Source organism: Limosilactobacillus albertensis (assembly GCF_014145555.1).
Lineage (GTDB): Bacteria > Bacillota > Bacilli > Lactobacillales > Lactobacillaceae > Limosilactobacillus > Limosilactobacillus albertensis.
In genome coordinates this window covers 42022-60171 of record NZ_JACIVD010000048.1, presented here as the reverse complement: position 1 = coordinate 60171, position 18150 = coordinate 42022, and the positions used below count along the sequence as shown (strand labels likewise).

Genomic DNA, 18150 nt, shown 5'->3' with positions numbered 1-18150 from the left:
AATTTTCACCAATCCTTTTAATCTCTTAGTCGTCAAATAGTTCATTCAATTCGTCAATTTCTTTATTACCAGTCTTTGGTGTTTGGTTGGTGTTTTGCGTGTTGGATGTTGTGTTGTTCGTGCTGTTGGTTGGTGTGGTTGATTGATTTGACTTCGGCCAGTCAATATTGCTGTAGTCGGTCCGGTACTTGTTGCCAAATGATGACGGGTTGACGTCGATAAATTCTTTAATCCGCTCTTTTGCCGCGTCGGTCGTGTGGTTGTCGATATTTGCAACAAATAAGTTATTATCCTTAATTTGTGAATAGGAGGACAACTTGTCAATATCATACTTCATGGCTAGGTGCTTAAGGTAATTTGTCAGATTACCCACGTATAATCCAGACATTAACCCGCGATCCTGCTTCAAATATGGCATGGCTGAAACGCCCAACCATACATAACTACCTTTTTGCCGGCCTTCGGCAAGGACGGTTGCGATGGTATCGTGGAAACGCCGCTTTGTCATAGCTTTGGTGATACCTTCACTATTACAATATGACTTATACATCTCATATAAATCATTCTTTGAAATATAGCCGTCTTCATCGTAAACTAAACGCGGTTCGTCGAACATTTCACGGGCCATGTCGATTTCATCACCCTTAAGCCTTGAGGTCACTCCTTTTTTCAAATAATAGTTCTGCTTATCGTTTTCAAGCATTGGAATAACAATATTCATAAGTTCATCATTTGAATAGAGAACATCATAGATGAATTGCATAGCTGAATTTGCTGAATATTGGTATTGATTGCGTGCCTTCTGTACTGAATCAGGATACGGCATGAGAGGGTCTTGATATATAACTTTGTCAGTATCACCTGCTGCACGTGCTGCCGCTGCTTCTTTAGCAGCCTTAGCTCGCTTTTGGTTTGCCTTGACCGATCCAGCAACTAACCAAGCTAATACGCCTTCAGCGTTGCTCTTCTTGGATAATTCATATTCAATGTTAGGCATGTCTTCTGAAGAGTTTGGCTTAATTCTGTGTGTGAACGGAATAATTACCATACGATCCATAATAGCCTGGGATGCTGAACTCTTTGGTATTTCGTTTGCGGCAATCCATAAACTGAATTGTGTATACAATGTAAATGCTGTACTGTACAATTGACGAACTTTCATTGTGTCGGATTTTCCTGTGAGGCTTTTGATCAAACCCTCGTCAAGTTTTGAGGAATTGTCCGGTTCCGTTGGAGTGATGAATCGTTTACCGTCGAGAGCCGCCATGTCAGGGGATGCACCACCAGCTGAATTAGTGCGCTTCTTGAGAAAACTGTTAATGTCTGCTGTATCGGCAAACCCGCTATCATCTTGGCTATCTCCGCCCAAGACGTGGCGAACCGTACTCAATGCTACAGATTTTCCATCGTGACCAGAACCATAGACAACGTACATATGCCGGTCGGTGTTAACACCTGAAAGGCTTGAATCTCCCAACGCAATTTGCAAATATTCGATCATCTTTTGGTCGTTCTGGAAAGTCGTGTTGAGGAATTGATCCCAAAGATCACTGTGAGCATCTTTATGATATTCAAACGGAATAATCAGTGTGAACATATGCTTTTTGTCATGTGGTAGCAGTTCACCCGTCTTAATGTTGATCTCGCCGTTTTCACAATTGATTAAATCATTTCGGTAATTGTAACGAATGTTGCTTGTACCTAATAAATCTTCAGTTTGTGTCAGCTTTATAATCTGCACTAATTTTGGCTGAGTTCGTAAACTTTCAATCTTGCTTAAAGTATCTTTTGTGTCTGCTACCTTAACTCCGGCCTCGGTAACCATCAAGTCAAGAATTTCACGGCTGAGTTGTGTGAGTTGGTTGATGTCATTACTCAACCATACCCAACGTTTACCATTCCAAGCGACGAACTTTCCACGATCAATGTCATACATAACATGTCCACGGCAAGCGTCAGCCAGCCGCTGAGCAGCGCCAATTTGATCAAAGTTATGATCCTCAAATTGCTTATAATCGTACTCCCAACTGGTATTAAGTCCGCCGATTTTTAGGCTGATGTTGTTCTTATTATCGTCAAAATACTGATCAAGCTTATCATCATCCCCAACACGTGTGTCAACAGGATTAACGATTTGTTGCTTCATATCGCGTTCTGCTTCTGGAGTTACACCCCGGAGCGTCATAATGAACTGCTGATATTGTTGTAAAGTATTGGTATCAGCCGCTCCAGCGTTGATATGAGCGTGATCCATCACGAATGCTTGTGCAGCTTCAAAGATTTCTCCAGCTGTTGACTTAGCGGTGATAGTGTAAGTGTTAGCTGCATTATCGAGAATATTTTGTGTATCTACTTGAGCCATTTTTAAATAGCCGTCCTTTCTATCAATCTAACCAATCAGAACGGCTATGTGTTATAATATAAATAACCGATCTGATATTTTTTTGTGACGTGAAATCAAGTTAAATATTGTGGTTGGTTATAGGTTGAGTTGAATTGGTTGAGTTGGTATTAACTTGATCAATTCTTTTTTTATTGACCGGCAAGAATTGCGATCCGGCATCATGTACTCATCTCCCTCTATCAAAAAATCTGTGTGACTAATCAACTTAATTTAATTACTTGTATTCGTTTGGTAGATCATCCAAGTGTGCATCGTTATACCATTCTGTATTCACTTCATCTACGGCATCGCTTGCTTCCTGGTAGTCATCGTAATTTGTAAAACTGTCTAGCCATTCGTCAACATATCCACCAGCAACAGCAGCAGCGGCTGCCTGCTTAAAAGTTGTAAATCCTCCGTCAGTATAAATACCATAATTAAACATATGTATCACCTTGCCCTTTCTTATTAGTTGTCTTCTTGATCTTCAGCCATACGGCGTTGCACGGCCCGCTCGTTTACATATAAGTAATCGGTGTTGGTCGTATTATCGATCTTTGCAACCTTTGCTTCGTTGACTGGCCCAAAGTCTGCCACACTCATTAAATCGATTAAATCATTACCTTCATTGTACTTAAACATAATTATCAGTCCTTTTCTTAAATCTTTCATTGATTTCTTTACATTATTATTATAACATAGAAGTTTTGCCCTAATTTTAGTGTATCTTCTGAATTGATCATCCTCTCACGTGCATCTTTTATAATTTGAAACTAAATCGAACAAATAACATAAATTTTAGTCTTAATAAATTCTTAATAAATTAACTAATCTCGACGTAGTGAATACAGTAACCGCACTCGTTGCCGCAACTCATATCGGAATACCGCCTTGTATTCATCACTTAAATCAGAATATTTACCTTCGTCAAGCATCCCCAAAATTTCGACCTGATTCTCAATCTCGCTAATCTCAATGTTGATCCGGTCAACGTCACCCTTGGCGATCTTGTCAAAGTCTTTATTAAAATCTGGTTGGAGATCATCAAGCAAATCATCAACGGCCATCGGTTCGTCCTGAAGAGTTTTACGCAAATCTGGGTTCTCCTCGTCGTTATCTTTGAAATATTGGTTATACTTACAAATCTTCTTCAACTTTTCAAGATGACTTGTAACAAAGATCGATGCAAAACTCATTAATAACCATTGTCCGACGTTCTTCTCAAGTCGTTCATATGGCTTACTGTTCTGAATTAATCGTGTCAACTCATCGTATGCAGCTTGCCGATTGTTAGAAGTCAAATCATTGATACATTTGATCTGAATAACATCCTCATTATTTAAGACTGACGGCCAATAGCTCTTCATGACTTGCATTAAGTCAACGTAGCAACGTGTAACGCCCAGTGCAACGCGTGTTTTCTGTTCACGTGTGAGGTCACTGTCCTTATACCACAGAGCCATCTTATTGACGATATGGCTTACAGTATCATCAGTCACCGTGTCAACAGTTAGATCCTCGTGGTCAACCACAAACCAGGTAACGTCACGGTTGAGTTGATTTTGTCGTGAGAGTGAAATCATTTCAAGAATTGTATCAGTATCTAAATCGTTGTAATAAGTCTTATCCATAATAAATTCTGTCCTTTCTATTTAATTAGTTGTTATGGTGTTCAGCGTTCTCTAAATCAAGAAGATTTAGAACATTATTGAGAACACTGTTACTACCAGCTTCAGCAATATCAATTGCGGCGGTTACAATGTTCTTTGTGTTGATACCATCGGTTAAATCTTGGTAACTGTTGATTGCTGATTCAACGTAATCAGTGAGACGGTCACGATAACTCTTGCCATCTCGTTGATTTACCAGATCAACAAAATTCCGAACGTCTTCGCGAGTCGTAAACCAAGTGTTCAACTTTGCGACTGCTAGCAACTCTAATTCAATTTCAATCTTGTTATTCATAATTAATGTCATCCTTTCATTTATTCCTTTACTTTATTACAATTATATTGTATCATAGAAATTTTACACTATTTTTATGCTTTGTTTGAATTAATCGCCCTCTTACGTTCATCTTCTATTGTTTTAAAAGAAATCAAACAAACATTTAATTATTCTCCTCGAAGTTGTTGATCAAACAGAATATCATCTCGATTACGGATAATACGCGTGATATAACGTGGGTCGCGCTGTTCACAACTTAGAAGATAAGCTCGTGTCGTATCGTCAACTCGATTCAACAACTCGTCCCGTTCAATAAGTTCTTGCTCGAGTTGTTCACTGATTGCATCCATGTCTTAGTCCTCCTCTTCATTTTCTTCTTGTCGTTCTTTTAGTCTTTCAATCAGTCCCTCGTAATAAATCTGATCGCTTGGTAACAGCTCCCTACCATTACTATTAACAATGTCTTTGAGTGCTTCAGCGAGTGCATATTCAAGTTTCTCAATGCCTCCGTCGTTACCTGATTTGAGGTATTGCTTGTAAGCATATTGAACGACTGAACAATAATCGCCTGTAACTAAATCACTGTAATGCTCAATGTTCGCGTAAATTCCGCTCAGATCGTTCTTGCGTGGCATATAACTATTGACGCTGGTTGCTGCAAAATTGAGAATTTCTTCAGTCAACACGTTTTCTGAATAATTCAAGCTCTTCAATTCTTCAGCGATTGATACAGCTGCAAGATCACGTAACAGATACTTAACAGATACAAGCAATCCTGTTCCGTAAACAACTTGATACTTGCTGCTAATCATTGCTTTCACAAATTCATCATCGACATTTGCAAGAATCTTTACTAAATCATCCGTCGTAACATTTTCATCCTTGAGCTCGTCGTGATCTTCAATTAAATCTTTAGCAAGTTCTAAAAGTTCGTCATCTGTCAAAATTTCTGTTTGATTTTCTGTCATAAAAATTTAAGTCCTTTCTATTTTTATCTTGTGAATTGTTTAACAATATATCCGATTAAAAAAGATTATGTTATGTATATTTACTATTTTATACATCATTTATTTTACATTTTCATCTATCATCCCCTCAATTAATTTACATATATAGTATACATCAGATTTTAGCGAATGCAACTACAAAACGCCGTAATGTCAACGTATACCGGACGAAAACACGTGCCAATATCGGGTATCTTTTACTGTTTAAAATTAAATCAAACAGGAAAAAATTAATATTATTTTCATGTATATTTTGTCTGGTTTTCTCTGTTTTTGTCTGTATTTACTTTGTATATTATTTCACATTATGACGTAAAGAAAAGACCAACCCGGCTAAAGGTTGGCTTGTGTGTGAATTAAGCAGCATTTTTCTTGATTGTCTTAGGCTCTGGAGCTTGCCAGTCAATTTTTGCCCGGTTAGCGTTTAGCCAAAGTTTAGCACGAACGACTGATGTAACGTATCGTGGGTGGCCTTTTCCAATACGAGGATTTATCCAGCCATTAACAGGGTCAACATCAGTCCTAATCTCTGGGAACCGATCTACTATATGGTACTCGATCCATTCAGGTGATTTTCCGTGAAATAAGGCTTTCCGAGCTTCTGAAAAAGACATAATGTGATCATTTAAGATCATCACAATCTTTTTAAGTTCGTCAAGTTCTGCTACTAATTCTTGGATATTCTGTTTTTCTGTCATTATAATTAAGTCCTTTCAAACATATTTGTTGAAAGACAGACTTCTTCGTAACAATTTACCCGACGTTATGGGTGAGACAGAAAATAGAATATTATGACTACAGCCGGAAACACTCCGGCTTCTTATATTTTACAACATTATATATAATAGTACCAATGAAAGGGATGAATACTATGGAAGTAAACAAACGTGGCAAAAAATGGCAAGCACGATATCGCTGGAGAACTCCTAGCAGTAACAAACAGCATACAATCAGTAAGACTTTTGCAAGGAAAAGTGACGCTGAATCTTGGTGGACTAAGCAAAAGATTGAACATTTGCAAGGTATGAACCAGGCTTATACCACGTTTTTATGGGTATTTGACCATTACTATAACACATATAAAAAAGATCACTTAAGAGAAAACACACAGAATAGTTGGAATTTTGCAAGACAACACATCATCGATTTCTTTGGAAAAGACAAGATGATCCAAAAATTAACAAATGACGACTACCAGCAGTTTATAAATTCGCTGAACGATTTGTCACACAGTTCAGTTGAGCTGATAAATCAGTGTTGTACGCAGGTTTTGGAATACGCCGTTCAACAAGGATATATAAACCGAAATCCATCGGCGATGGTTCATGCTGGAGGACAGAAAGCTCGTAAGGTAGAATACCTAAATCTAAAGCAAATTAAGGCGGTACTGAAATATTGTCGCAATTATCATGCAAGGAGGAGAGAACACAAGCCAGGTGCTGTTGGAACTGCTTGCCTAATCGAGGCCGCCATATTGAGTGGAGCTCGCTTAGGAGAATTAGCAGGATTAACATGGGACAGTGTGGATGATAAGAACAATATATTGCATATTACACGTCAAATTGATACACGAAGTAGGAAAGACCCAACGCCAAAATTTAGAGACACAAAAACAGACAACTCAGTCCGTGATATTCCAGTCCCGGCATATTTAATCAACGACATGAAAAAGTTACGATGCGACGGGGATGTTCTTGTGTTTTATACTCAACGAAACAAGCCTGTTAGCACTAGCTCAGCTTCTCGTTATACTCACAGAATGTTAAAAAAGTTGGGTATCAACAATAAGAATTTCCATTTTCACTCGTTCCGTCACTCTCATGTTGCCTTGTTATTGTCGAAGGGCGTTGATATATACGCTATTTCACGAAGACTAGGGCATAATAACATTAGGACAACTCTACAGATTTACTCTTACCTGTTGACAGAAAAAGAAGACGAAGAGAACAAGAAGATTCTCAATGTTCTAAATAATCTGTAGTTGTGTCTCGTGTCTCATTTGTGTCTCAGTCTTCTGTTTTCTTCTGCTTTTGTCTGCATTACCTAATAATTATTCACAAAATGTATACTGATTTTATATTATCAACGCTCAACAAACGTTGTTATATCAACGTTTATAATTGTCTTATATTAACTACAATTCACAAATTTATTATGCAATATACAGAGCTATATTAGCCGTGATTAGGCTACCGCTTCTCTTTTTTGCCTCTACGACTAAAACAACCTCACTCAAACCAGCAATAATTCTATTTCGCTCTGGGAAGTGGTAGGGCAACGGTGGTTCACCTAGACCGTATTCCGAAAGTAAAAGTCCGCACTTAGCCACTTCTTCTTGCAGGGAATAGTGGCTTTTAGGATATGCCTGATCAATCCCACAACCAATCACCCCAATGGTCTGTCCACGATACTTTAATGCTAGTTCGTGACTAAAACCATCAACGCCTTGGGCTAACCCACTTACAATTACGATTTGGCGTTTAATCAACGGCGGGAGCAATCCACGAAGGGCACTCTGTCCATAATTTGTAATTTGCCTTGTCCCAACGACCCCAATTGATGGTTGATGAAGTAAGCCCAAATTACCACGATAAAAAAGGACTAACGGCGGACAATATGTCTCTTTTAGCCCCAATGGATACAAAGGATCAGCAATCGTAATAAACGCTATTTGACCATTGGCTGCAACCGCATCATCAAGCTCTGCACTTCCCCAATTATTTTTCAAAGCTGTAGCACTCCGCAAACTCACATTAGCATGATCAATTAAATAGTCTATATTATTAAAGCACCGTGTTTGCTGTGCACACTCCCACAAGCGATACTTTGAAACTAAGCCAACGCCGCGACACAAACTCAGTCGCAATAAAAAATCTCTTACCTGTAACATAAAAAAGCCTCCTATTATTTATATACGGAAGCTTTTTGAAAATGCACTTTTTATTTTAAATACTTCGGAACAGGATTAAATGAACGACGGTGAATAGGTGTTGCACCTAAGCTTTCAAGCCCCATTAAATGTTCTTTTGTCCCATATCCCATGTTTTGGGCAAAACCATATCCAGGATAAACATAATCATAGTCACGCATTAAATGATCACGATATTCTTTAGCAACAATACTTGCGGCTGCAACACTAATACTCTTTTGATCACCTTTAATTAGGGTCGTTTGTGGAATATTAATTTTAAGCGGGACAGCGTCGACAATTAAATGATCCGGACGATGGTGAAGCTGGTTAACCGCTCGAATCATCGCATCCTGGGTTGCCGCATAAATATTTAACTTATCAATCACCGGAGCATCATTGACCGCGATGCTCACCTCTTCAGCTTCATCAACGATCTTTAAATATAAGTTTTCACGTTCATGACGCGTTAATTGTTTTGAATCCGTAACCCCTACTAAGTTAAAATCGGCATTCAAAATTACTGCACAGGTTACAACAGGGCCAGCTAAAGGACCACGACCGACTTCATCCATCCCTGCAACATATTTACAGCCACTTTGCCAATAATGATTTTCATATTTAAAGCGGTTTTTAAAAGCTGCCCGCGCCTCTTGTTGCCGTATTATGCGGCGTTTAAATTGCCCAATTGCCGTTTGAACGCCTTTTCGTGAATCAGCGCTTATTAACTGAATGTATGGATCATCAAGCTGATTAATTTTTTGTAGATGTTCTTTAATTTGACTAATCGTTTCTTTACTCATTTAGCCCATCCTCATTAAGGTCAGCAGGCACTTCAAGTGTAATCGGACCAAGTTTATTTTTTCGTAAATCGAAAATTAAGCGTTCACTAGCGCGATCATAATCATCACGAAAGCCCATTTTAGCTGTAATTGTTAAAAGTAAATCTGGATTTGAAATATTTTCAGCCAAATCATCATCTGTTAAATGGTAACGCTGTTTTAGCATTTCTGGCTGATGCTGACGTAAATAATCAAGGGCAAATAATGCCACATCATCCTTAGCGTATAAACTGTCCTTAATTGCCCCTGTTAAAGCTAGCATGGTTCCTTGCTTAGGAGTAGCAAATTTATGCCATAATACTCCTGGTGTATCTAGCAACTCCAATTCTGCTGAAGAACGAAGCCATTGCTGCCCGGTAGTTACTCCTGGACGGTTACCAGTGGCGGCCACATTTTTCTTTACTAAATGATTTAATAGCGTTGATTTTCCAACATTCGGGACACCTACACACATCGCACGAATTGGTCTTTTCTTCATTCCCTTAGCTTGTTCTTCTGCTAGTTTATCCTGCAAAATTTCTTTGCTTTTTGCTGTCACAATTTTTGCAACATTATTTTGGCGCGAATCTAAAGCTAAGACTGGTTGATCATGATTTTTAAAATATTCAATCCATTCATTTAACCGCTGGCGGTCGGCTAAGTCGGTTTTAGTCATAATCAGGAGCTTCGGTTTATCTCCTGCTGCTAATGCTACTTCGGGGTTTTGTGATGAATAAGGAACCCGTGCATCAACCAATTCAAATAAAATATCAACTAACGGCATTTGCTCACGAATTTGACGCAAAGCTTTGGCCATGTGTCCTGGAAACCATTGTATTGTTGCCATTTAAAATTCCTCCCTAATTAGCTACGACATCAAGGTACCTTTGCCATGCTTCATCAAAAATTGTCATTGATGGCAAATAATCAGCATTTTCTTCTAAATATTGCGAAATCTCGTCGAAATCCGTTGAATGTTTAGGAAAAGCAGTATCAAAAAACGCGTTATTAGCAAATTGTTGAACTTCATCAGCACTATTTGGATTTCTTTGCGTCATCAAGAACTGGTAAAAACTCATCCGCATTAAAACTTCCTCCTATCATTATTTATTATTAGTTGGTACAGTAATCAAGAACTTGAATTGGCCTTCTTTCATATTTATCTCTTGGGCCGAATACTTCAAGGAACGGTGCTTGCTATAACGATTAAGATCTAATAAAACGGTCTTCTTTTGTGGATTGATCTTCACCCATTTAGGAATATCATAATTTTTAGCAATATAGCCCATCACAAATTTTATCGGAATGTTTAATTGCCCAACTGATAATCCCTTAGCACGTAATAAGACATTCCCATCTGACAAACGTTCTGGAATAAAATTAATTGCAAAACGAACACTAGCACCAAGAAATTTGGTGTTCCCTGTCAGAGTGGCATACTTATCTCCAACAATGAAATCATAACGAACTTTCTGCCCTTTCAAGAATTCATTTAAATAATTTGCTGCAAGAGCATTAACTTGTTTTCGATTTAGTTCAACAGTAACAGAAGAGTCGCTGGGTTTAATCGGTTTAGTAACTTCTGTCTCAGGTGCCGGTGCGGTTGCTTTATTTAGCACCACCCCACAACTAACTATTATTACCGCTACCAAACAAAAGAATGCCCATTTCCACCAATTAATATTTTTGCCACTAACTTTTTTCATTGTTACCTCCGTGTAAATTCCCAACTATCATGTTTTTCCATTGACTTAAACAACTGATCCGCAATTTTTACATATCCAGCATGGTTAGGGTGAAAATTGTCTTCAGTTGAAATATATTTGTTTAAATTCTTATCTTTGTGATTCATGATTGCGATAACACGTTTTTGACTTACTTGACCTTGGTTTGCCTTTTCCTCTTCTTTTATTAGCTGCTGTTGTTGACTTTTTGTTTGATATTGACCATACGACATTAGCTTATTGATATTTACAAAATACATCGATTTATAATTATTCATTGCAGATTTTGTCGTTTGGTTCCACTTGTCAATTGATTGATTAATGATTGTCACATCAGGAAAATATGTGTAAAACGGGTTATAAATACTCATCACAAAAATCGGTGCTCGCGGATTTTCTTTTCGTACCGCCCCGAATAGTTTATTAAGTTTTTGCTGATAAACCTTTTCACCACGTTCAACACTACTCGTTACTTGACTTTCAGAACCCATGACATTTTTTTCGAGGATCTGCATCAAATCATTTCCACCAACTGTCATTGTAATTACATCAGCATCCTGTAAATCTTTTCGTAATTGTGTCTGCTGAGTTAAGCGATCAAGAATCTGGTCTGAACGGTCACCCGTTACTCCATAATTGACGGTAGTGACTTGGGTTTGCCGATACCGATGTTCAATTTTATTTTTGATGATACCAACATAACCACCATTATTAGTTTCATCACCTTCACCATGAGTAAGGGAATCACCCAATGCAACTACTTTAACATTCTTCTTTTCAACATACTTCGGCGTCTTAATTTCAGAACTATTAGACGACGATTTTGGCGCATGAACAACATACCAGCCACCTCCGCCAACACCAATAATTACCAAAATCAAAAGGAGCCACTTAATCCATTTTTTCATCTATTTTTACTCCTTTATTTCATATTTAAGAGACGGAGGCTGGGAAAAAATTTTCATTTTTTCTCAGCCTCCACTTTATTTTATCAGGATAATCTTTGTTTAACCTATTCTGTATAATACAATAAACAGCAAGCACCAATTCCCGTATGAGTTGCAATAATTGGTACGGTCTCACGAACAACAACATTAATGTTAGGATAAAGTTCTTTTAAGTTTGCTAATAAGCGATCCACTTCTTTGCCCGCATCAACATGTGAAATACCAATCCGTTTTACTTTAGGTCCGCGCGCCATCTCATCTAAAATCTTTCCCCATTCTTTATGGATCGACTTAAGACCGCGTCCCTTAGCTTCAATATGGATTTGTCCCCCATATACTTGCAACATCACTTTGATATTAAGCAAATTAGAAACCGCACCGGCAAATTTACTAATTCGCCCACCAGCAACTAAATTATCAAGATTATCAATTGCTAAATACAACTTTGACTTTGCAAGGACATCCTTCATCTTTGAAATTGCATCCTCAATACTGCCGCCATCTTCAATTACTTTAGCGGCTTCAACAATCTGAAAGGCCATTCCCTGATCCGTTGTTTGTGAATCGTATACGGTAACCTTAGTTTTAGTCATACCAGCAGCCTGTTCTGCCGCATGGACTGTCCCGCTAATTGATTCCATCATTGTAACACACAATACTTCGCTGCCATCTTCACCTAGCTTATCGAATGCATCGACAAACTTACCAATTGGTGGTTGGGATGTCTTAGGCAACGAGTTAGCATTTTTCATCATTGCAGGGAACTGGTCATTTGTAATCGTTTCACGCTCAACATATACCGTCCCGTCAATCATTACACTTAATGGTACAATTGTAATGTTATATTTTTTAATTTCTTCATCAGTTAAACCTGCTGACGAATCACAAACAATTTTTATCTTTGACATGAAACTTACCACTCTTCCTGAACAATTTGTGCTATAATTATCTAGTATTCAAAACTAGATAATTCATTTCAAGTACTATTATACTAGATTTTATTTAATTTTGTAGGATTAATTACTATTCATATAGTATACCAAAAATAATTTAAGAATTCATTGGTCTTTAGAAAGGGGTCTTTTGATGAATACACAAAATAAAGTAAAGGATCATCGTACTCTGCTTATTGAAATTGGTAATGCTATTACACATGGAATTGGCGCTGGCTTATCCATTGCCGGCTTAATACTGTTAATCGTTCGAGCAGTTCATACCGGCAGTCCAATGCGAATTGTAACTTTCACAATTTATGGAAGTGCGCTAATTCTGTTCTACCTCTCCTCAACTCTATTCCATGCATTGATATTTACTCGTGCCAAGCATGTTTTTCAGATTTTAGACCACTCGATGATCTTTGTCCTTATTGCTGCTACATATACTCCTTATTGTTTAGTAAGTATCCGTGGTTGGTTAGGCTGGACAATCTTTGGAGTCATTTGGGGATTATCAATTATCGGAATCGTCTACAAAGCTATCTGGCTTAAGCATAAAAGCAAATATTCAACTATTATTTATATTTTAATGGGGTGGCTATGCTTAGTAGCATTTGCACCATTGTGGCATGCTCTGGGACCAGTTGGATTTGGGTTGCTATTACTTGGAGGACTAGCATTTACTGTAGGTGCACTATTTTATAGTCGTCCTACAGCATATACCCATTTAATCTGGCATATATTTGTTTTAATCGGAACAATATTAATGTACTTTTCAATCCTTCTCTACGTTTAAATGCCATTTCTCAAAACGACAAATAACTTGTCCCTCTTCAACATGTTCATTCTCGTTAACTAAGTGCCAACGGTCATAATCGATCGTTGGCATTTTTGTATCACCAGCAATATCAGTATTTATGACCGTCCGCGTCAATTTAGTTGCTAACGGCAATAATTGCTGATAAATAGTTGCACCACCAATTACAAAATATTCAGCTGGATATTCTATTAAATATTTCTTTAATTCGTCTAGAGAATGGATGGCAACAACATCAGGAACATTTATTTTCTGACTAGTAATAACGATATTCTTCCGTTTCGGTAAGGGCTTATTCCCTAAGGACGCAAATGTTTTTCGCCCCATTATAATTGGATGCCCCATCGTCTGTTTACGAAAATGTTTCATATCAGCCGAAACATGCCATGGAATTGTATTATTTTTTCCAATCCAACCATTTAAATCTTCAGCCCAAATTAAATTTAATTTCGTCATCATATTATCCTCTTAAACCGCTACTGGAGCTTTAATTGCTGGCTCATGAGTATACCCTTCTAATTTAATATCACTCATTTCATATTGATCAATTGGCTTAGGTTCAGCAGGTAAGATTAACTTAGGTGCCTCATGCGGTGTCCTAGTTAACTGTTCCTTAACCTGATCAAGGTGGTTTAGGTAAATGTGAGCATCCCCAAGCGTATGAACAAACTCGCCAGGTTCTAGCCCGCATTGATGAGCAATCATATGCGTCAATAAAGCATAACTTGCAATATTAAATGGCACTCCTAAAAAGATATCAGCGCTTCGTTGATATAATTGACAGCTTAATTTGCCATCATTTACATAAAATTGAAACATCGTATGACATGGTGGGAGCGCCATTGATGGAACATCTTCTGGATTCCAGGCAGAAACAATCATCCGCCGTGAATCAGGCGTCGTTTTAATTTGGTGAATAACGTTAGCAATCTGATCAACTGTATCACCTTGACTGGTCTTCCATTTGCGCCATTGGCTTCCATAGACAAGTCCAAGGTCCCCATATTTTTGGGCAAATTTATCATCTTCTAAAATGCGCTGACAAAAGTCCTTCTTTTCCTGAAGATAAGCCTTTTTAAATTCTGGATCCCGAAGCCAGCGATGACCAAAATCAGTCATATCCGGTCCCTGGTATTCATCACTTTCTACCCACTTCTTAAACGCCCATTCATCCCAAATATGGTTTTTATGTTGAAGCAAGAAACGAATATTGGTATCTCCTCGTAAGAACCATAAAAGTTCACTCTTGATTAAACCAAATGGCACTTTTTTTGTAGTTAAGATTGGAAATCCTTTACTTAAGTCAAAGCGCATTTGGTAACCAAAAATAGACTTAGTGCCTGTTCCTGTACGATCGTCTTTTTGGTGTCCATTAGCAAGAACGTAACGAATAAGGTCTAAATACTGTTGTTCATTCACATTTGCTGCCATTCCCGATTCTCCTTTTCTTCTACTCGTCAACGTATGTACTCAAGTATTCCCAACGAGCAGTCTTTTCATCAATTTTTTTCTGAACTTCATTTAATTGTTTTTGTAATTTTGCTAGCTTAGCATAATCGCTTGCTGCTTCAGCCATTTTACTTTCTAATTGTTGATGTTCTTGATCGAGTTTATCTAACTCTTCGTCAATATGATCCCATTCAAGCTGCTCTGCATAAGTAAGTTTTGTTTTTTCTTTTTTTGCCGGCTTTTGCTTTGCAGTTTGCTTTTTAGCGGTTATTTTTTGATCTTTTTTATCTTCTTTAGCCTGTGCTGCTTGATCTCTTTTGGCCGCTAAATAATCCGTAAAACGACCGGTATAACGTTCTATATCACCATTCCCATGAAAGACTAATAAATCATCTGCAACTTTATCTAAAAAGTAACGATCATGAGAAACTGTAATGACAGTTCCAGCAAAGTTATCTAAGTAATCTTCTAAGACGGTTAAGGTGCCAATATCAAGGTCATTTGTCGGTTCGTCTAGTAATAAGACATTAGGTTGTTGCATTAAAATCTTCAAAAGATATAATCGACGTTTTTCACCCCCGGAAAGCTTTCTAATTAATGTTCCATGCATAAAACGAGGGAATAAAAACCGCTCTAGCAATTGCGTAACACTAAGTTTATTACCGTCTTTATCGGTAACATTATCTGCAATTTCAGATAAAAAGCTAATCATCCGCTTGTCATTATCAATTCCTTCTGTTTGCTGAGTATAGTAACCCAATTTAACAGTTTCACCAATTTTTAAAATCCCGCTATCTAATGGAACCCGCTGGGCAATCACATTTAATAGACTTGTCTTCCCAGCACCATTTTCACCAGTAATTCCGATCCTGTCACCAGCTTGTACTAACCAATCAAAGTCCTGCAAAATTTGGTGATCATCAAATCTTAAATTAGCATCTTTAAACTGAATGACATCTTTTCCCAATCGTTGGGACCCAAGGTTGATTGCAATATCTTCATCAGTTTTAAGGTTACCAATTTTACCTTCAAGTTCATGGAAACGATTAATTCGTCCCTTTTGCTTAGTTGATCGCGCCTTTGCACCTGTCCGCATCCATGCCAGTTCTTTTTTATAAAGCTGTTGATTTTTTCTTTCAGTATCTTTGGCTAACTCAACTCGTTCAGCCTTTTTCTCAACAAAATCTTGATAATTACCCTCACAATGATAAAGTTTACCAAACGATAATTCCCAAATATGATTGGTAATCTGGTCAAGGAAATAACGGTCATGAGTTACAACAAGAACTGCGCCTTTATAACTACGCAGAAAGTCTTGCAACCAAACAACAGAATCAAGGTCAAGGTGGTTAGTTGGCTCATCAAGCAGTAATAAGTCAGGTTGCTGAATTAATACTTGTGCCAATCCAACCCTTTTTTTCTGTCCCCCTGAAAGTTGAGCAATTTTTTGACTAACATCTTTTATTTTTAACTGGGTAAGAATTGTTTTTACCCGACTATCTGCTTCCCATGCATCTTCTTGATCCATTCTTGCCTGCATTTTTGTATAACGGTCAATTGCCTGTGAATCTTCTGGATGCTTTGTAAAACGGTCAAGTGCTAATTCATATTGCCGAATCGTTTCAAAAACCGGCTGCTTACCTTCAAAAACGGCTTCCATTATTGTTTTGCTTTCATCTAACTCGGGTTGCTGTTTTAAGTAACCGATCGAATAGTCATTCGGCTTAGTAATTTGACCGCCGCCTTCTGGATTTACTTCACCGCTAATTACATTTAACAGGCTTGTTTTCCCGCTCCCGTTAACACCAATTAATCCTATTCGATCATTTTCGTTAATAATAAATGAGATATTGTCAAATAATGTCTTTTCCCCATAGGTACTCGTAAGCCCTTCAGCACGCATCGTCTGCATATTATCCCTCTTTCACTAGTTCTTGTGCTTTACTCAATAGGGTTGTAGCGTCATTAGCTACTTCACCATTAAGCACTAATAATGTCAACTGTTGAATGATTTTCCCCATTACTGGCCCCGGTTTTATCCCTGCCTTAGTAATCAACATTTTTCCATCGATTGCTAGATCTTTAGCACTCTTAATCGGTAAACGTTGATAGGCTTTTTGTAATTCCGAATCCTCAATCGCCCAACCGTATAATTTAGCAACTTGGTTAGCATCATGGAGGGCGCTATCCCCTGTCCTAAACATTATGGATGGGGTTAGATTTCGCTGATGAATTGCATCAACTGCTGGAATAATCTTTTTTACCTGAGCAATTAAATCGTTAGCAGTTTTCCATTTCTTTAAGAATTTAGCAACCTCGCTTTGATCTAGTTGTAGCTGCAAACTAAGGACAGCCCACACTTGAGCCTCATTTTCTAAATGCCATTGATTTAATACTAATAATGTAGCTAACTGATCTTTCTTATTAGCTAAACCAGGACAATACTGATATAGGCCGGTAGCAATGAAATCTTTTAACCCGGCAACTGGATTTTGCCCTAAAAATAACTTTTCAAGCTCAACTCTAATCCGTTCGACAGCAATCTTTGCCAACAATGGTGCATTTTCCTTAATTCCCTTTAACGTTGGTGCATCGATTACAAAATCAAGCTTGCTTGCAAAACGAACCGCCCTCATCATTCGCAGAGCGTCTTCATGGAATCGTTCATTAGGATCACCTACAGCCCTGATAAGGTGTTTTTGAAGGTCCGCAAGCCCGTTAAATAAATCAATAACCTCACCATCTTCACGTAACGCTAACGCATTTATCGTAAAATCACGGCGTTGCAAATCTTCATTTAAGGAGCGCACAAATGTTACTTTGTCTGGACGGCGAAAATCTTGATAGCCTGACTCAGTTCTAAAAGTTGTTGTCTCATAACCTGTTCCATGATCAAGAATCATCACCGTGCCGTGTTCAATTCCTGTATCAACAGTGTGATTAAAGATGGCCTTAATTTCACTAGGATAAGCGCTCGTAGCAATATCTATATCATGAATTTCATCATGCAAGATAGTGTCACGGACACAACCGCCAACAAAGTAAGCCTCATAGCCAGCAGCTTCAATCTTTTGTAAGACTGGTCGTGCGGGTTCAAATATAGCCGGTAACTGTTTAATTTTCATTTAATCATGTCCTCATTTCGATAATCAAAATTGATTATAACAAATAAATTTAAGTCTAAAAAGAGACAGGAAAGATTGTGGACGGTT

General features: G+C 38.0%; 21 protein-coding genes. 2 read left to right on the top strand and 19 right to left on the bottom strand.

Annotation, left to right across the window (positions count from 1 at the left end; all coding sequences use genetic code 11):
- Positions 1–25 precede the first annotated feature (25 nt).
- The 8 genes from H5S41_RS02150 to H5S41_RS02115 form a co-directional block, all read right to left on the bottom strand.
- Entirely contained in the window at positions 26–2362 is a 2337-nt protein-coding gene (locus H5S41_RS02150) for a DNA primase family protein (RefSeq protein WP_182602045.1), read from the bottom strand.
- A gap of 256 nt (positions 2363–2618) precedes the next feature.
- Positions 2619–2828, bottom strand: coding sequence for a hypothetical protein (locus H5S41_RS02145; RefSeq protein ID WP_182602043.1), 210 nt, complete (start codon positions 2826–2828; stop codon positions 2619–2621).
- A 23-nt stretch (positions 2829–2851) separates the two neighbouring features.
- Positions 2852–3025 carry a hypothetical protein gene (locus H5S41_RS02140; protein WP_182602041.1) on the bottom strand — a complete coding sequence of 58 codons (174 nt, stop codon included), beginning with the start codon at positions 3023–3025 and terminating at the stop codon, positions 2852–2854.
- A 185-nt stretch (positions 3026–3210) separates the two neighbouring features.
- On the bottom strand, positions 3211–4014 hold the full coding sequence (locus H5S41_RS02135; RefSeq protein WP_182602039.1) for a hypothetical protein: 804 nt from the start codon (positions 4012–4014) through the stop codon (positions 3211–3213).
- Between the two features lie 25 nt (positions 4015–4039).
- A complete protein-coding gene (locus tag H5S41_RS02130; protein WP_182602037.1) occupies positions 4040–4348 on the bottom strand; it encodes a hypothetical protein in 309 nt (102 codons plus the stop codon).
- A gap of 149 nt (positions 4349–4497) precedes the next feature.
- On the bottom strand, positions 4498–4680 hold the full coding sequence (locus tag H5S41_RS02125; protein ID WP_182602035.1) for a hypothetical protein: 183 nt from the start codon (positions 4678–4680) through the stop codon (positions 4498–4500).
- A 3-nt stretch (positions 4681–4683) separates the two neighbouring features.
- A complete protein-coding gene (locus H5S41_RS02120) occupies positions 4684–5298 on the bottom strand; it encodes a hypothetical protein (RefSeq protein WP_182602033.1) in 615 nt (204 codons plus the stop codon).
- A gap of 395 nt (positions 5299–5693) precedes the next feature.
- A complete protein-coding gene (locus tag H5S41_RS02115) occupies positions 5694–6035 on the bottom strand; it encodes a hypothetical protein (protein WP_182602031.1) in 342 nt (113 codons plus the stop codon).
- Between the two features lie 173 nt (positions 6036–6208).
- On the opposite strand from H5S41_RS02115, the gene H5S41_RS02110 reads away from it, so the two are divergent.
- Positions 6209–7318 (top strand): tyrosine-type recombinase/integrase, encoded by a 1110-nt coding sequence (locus tag H5S41_RS02110; protein ID WP_182602029.1) that lies wholly within the window; start codon positions 6209–6211, stop codon positions 7316–7318.
- A gap of 171 nt (positions 7319–7489) precedes the next feature.
- Here H5S41_RS02110 and dprA read toward each other — a convergent pair whose 3' ends face one another.
- From dprA to fakB, 7 genes are all read right to left on the bottom strand, one after another.
- On the bottom strand, positions 7490–8227 hold the full coding sequence (gene dprA, locus H5S41_RS02105; protein WP_182602027.1) for a DNA-processing protein DprA: 738 nt from the start codon (positions 8225–8227) through the stop codon (positions 7490–7492).
- Positions 8228–8277: 50 nt separating this feature from the next.
- Complete coding sequence (gene rnhB / locus H5S41_RS02100; protein WP_182602019.1) at positions 8278–9048, bottom strand: ribonuclease HII; 771 nt, start codon at positions 9046–9048, stop codon at positions 8278–8280.
- Positions 9041–9913, bottom strand: coding sequence for a ribosome biogenesis GTPase YlqF (ylqF, locus tag H5S41_RS02095; RefSeq protein WP_182602017.1), 873 nt, complete (start codon positions 9911–9913; stop codon positions 9041–9043). The genes rnhB and ylqF overlap by 8 nt, the downstream gene beginning before the upstream one ends.
- A 13-nt stretch (positions 9914–9926) precedes the next feature.
- Positions 9927–10151 carry a YozE family protein gene (locus H5S41_RS02090; protein WP_153709702.1) on the bottom strand — a complete coding sequence of 75 codons (225 nt, stop codon included), beginning with the start codon at positions 10149–10151 and terminating at the stop codon, positions 9927–9929.
- Positions 10152–10169: 18 nt separating this feature from the next.
- Positions 10170–10772 carry a YpmS family protein gene (locus tag H5S41_RS02085; protein ID WP_182602015.1) on the bottom strand — a complete coding sequence of 201 codons (603 nt, stop codon included), beginning with the start codon at positions 10770–10772 and terminating at the stop codon, positions 10170–10172.
- 2 nt (positions 10773–10774) lie between these two features.
- Positions 10775–11698, bottom strand: coding sequence for an SGNH/GDSL hydrolase family protein (locus H5S41_RS02080; RefSeq protein WP_182602013.1), 924 nt, complete (start codon positions 11696–11698; stop codon positions 10775–10777).
- A 104-nt stretch (positions 11699–11802) separates the two neighbouring features.
- Entirely contained in the window at positions 11803–12645 is an 843-nt protein-coding gene (gene fakB / locus H5S41_RS02075; protein ID WP_182602011.1) for a fatty acid kinase binding subunit FakB, read from the bottom strand.
- A 178-nt stretch (positions 12646–12823) separates the two neighbouring features.
- On the opposite strand from fakB, the gene trhA reads away from it, so the two are divergent.
- Positions 12824–13468, top strand: a complete 645-nt coding sequence (trhA, locus tag H5S41_RS02070) for a PAQR family membrane homeostasis protein TrhA (protein WP_182599087.1) — start codon at positions 12824–12826, stop codon at positions 13466–13468.
- Here the strand turns inward: trhA and H5S41_RS02065 are convergent.
- From H5S41_RS02065 to H5S41_RS02050, 4 genes are read right to left on the bottom strand one after another with little or no spacing between them, the layout of a single operon-like run.
- Positions 13448–13945 (bottom strand): dihydrofolate reductase, encoded by a 498-nt coding sequence (locus H5S41_RS02065; RefSeq protein ID WP_182602008.1) that lies wholly within the window; start codon positions 13943–13945, stop codon positions 13448–13450. The genes trhA and H5S41_RS02065 overlap by 21 nt on opposite strands.
- A gap of 12 nt (positions 13946–13957) precedes the next feature.
- The gene (locus H5S41_RS02060) at positions 13958–14920 is read right to left on the bottom strand and encodes a thymidylate synthase (RefSeq protein ID WP_182602006.1); all 963 of its coding nucleotides are present in this window, start codon (positions 14918–14920) and stop codon (positions 13958–13960) included.
- Positions 14921–14939: 19 nt separating this feature from the next.
- A complete protein-coding gene (locus H5S41_RS02055; protein ID WP_182602004.1) occupies positions 14940–16850 on the bottom strand; it encodes an ABC-F family ATP-binding cassette domain-containing protein in 1911 nt (636 codons plus the stop codon).
- Between the two features lies 1 nt (position 16851).
- Positions 16852–18063, bottom strand: coding sequence for a CCA tRNA nucleotidyltransferase (locus H5S41_RS02050; RefSeq protein ID WP_182602002.1), 1212 nt, complete (start codon positions 18061–18063; stop codon positions 16852–16854).
- Between the last annotated feature and the right edge of the window lie 87 nt (positions 18064–18150).

Excerpts from the sequence above, each read along its gene's own strand:
- H5S41_RS02150 (WP_182602045.1), bottom strand. The coding sequence starts at position 2,362 with ATGGCTCAAGTAGATACACAAAATATTCTCGATAATGCAGCTAACACT.
- H5S41_RS02145 (WP_182602043.1), bottom strand. The coding sequence starts at position 2,828 with ATGTTTAATTATGGTATTTATACTGACGGAGGATTTACAACTTTTAAG.
- H5S41_RS02140 (WP_182602041.1), bottom strand. The coding sequence starts at position 3,025 with ATGTTTAAGTACAATGAAGGTAATGATTTAATCGATTTAATGAGTGTG.
- H5S41_RS02135 (WP_182602039.1), bottom strand. The coding sequence starts at position 4,014 with ATGGATAAGACTTATTACAACGATTTAGATACTGATACAATTCTTGAA.
- H5S41_RS02130 (WP_182602037.1), bottom strand. The coding sequence starts at position 4,348 with ATGAATAACAAGATTGAAATTGAATTAGAGTTGCTAGCAGTCGCAAAG.
- H5S41_RS02125 (WP_182602035.1), bottom strand. The coding sequence starts at position 4,680 with ATGGATGCAATCAGTGAACAACTCGAGCAAGAACTTATTGAACGGGAC.
- H5S41_RS02120 (WP_182602033.1), bottom strand. The coding sequence starts at position 5,298 with ATGACAGAAAATCAAACAGAAATTTTGACAGATGACGAACTTTTAGAA.
- H5S41_RS02115 (WP_182602031.1), bottom strand. The coding sequence starts at position 6,035 with ATGACAGAAAAACAGAATATCCAAGAATTAGTAGCAGAACTTGACGAA.
- H5S41_RS02110 (WP_182602029.1), top strand. The coding sequence starts at position 6,209 with ATGGAAGTAAACAAACGTGGCAAAAAATGGCAAGCACGATATCGCTGG.
- dprA (WP_182602027.1), bottom strand. The coding sequence starts at position 8,227 with ATGTTACAGGTAAGAGATTTTTTATTGCGACTGAGTTTGTGTCGCGGC.
- rnhB (WP_182602019.1), bottom strand. The coding sequence starts at position 9,048 with ATGAGTAAAGAAACGATTAGTCAAATTAAAGAACATCTACAAAAAATT.
- ylqF (WP_182602017.1), bottom strand. The coding sequence starts at position 9,913 with ATGGCAACAATACAATGGTTTCCAGGACACATGGCCAAAGCTTTGCGT.
- H5S41_RS02090 (WP_153709702.1), bottom strand. The coding sequence starts at position 10,151 with ATGCGGATGAGTTTTTACCAGTTCTTGATGACGCAAAGAAATCCAAAT.
- H5S41_RS02085 (WP_182602015.1), bottom strand. The coding sequence starts at position 10,772 with ATGAAAAAAGTTAGTGGCAAAAATATTAATTGGTGGAAATGGGCATTC.
- H5S41_RS02080 (WP_182602013.1), bottom strand. The coding sequence starts at position 11,698 with ATGAAAAAATGGATTAAGTGGCTCCTTTTGATTTTGGTAATTATTGGT.
- fakB (WP_182602011.1), bottom strand. The coding sequence starts at position 12,645 with ATGTCAAAGATAAAAATTGTTTGTGATTCGTCAGCAGGTTTAACTGAT.
- trhA (WP_182599087.1), top strand. The coding sequence starts at position 12,824 with ATGAATACACAAAATAAAGTAAAGGATCATCGTACTCTGCTTATTGAA.
- H5S41_RS02065 (WP_182602008.1), bottom strand. The coding sequence starts at position 13,945 with ATGACGAAATTAAATTTAATTTGGGCTGAAGATTTAAATGGTTGGATT.
- H5S41_RS02060 (WP_182602006.1), bottom strand. The coding sequence starts at position 14,920 with ATGGCAGCAAATGTGAATGAACAACAGTATTTAGACCTTATTCGTTAC.
- H5S41_RS02055 (WP_182602004.1), bottom strand. The coding sequence starts at position 16,850 with ATGCAGACGATGCGTGCTGAAGGGCTTACGAGTACCTATGGGGAAAAG.
- H5S41_RS02050 (WP_182602002.1), bottom strand. The coding sequence starts at position 18,063 with ATGAAAATTAAACAGTTACCGGCTATATTTGAACCCGCACGACCAGTC.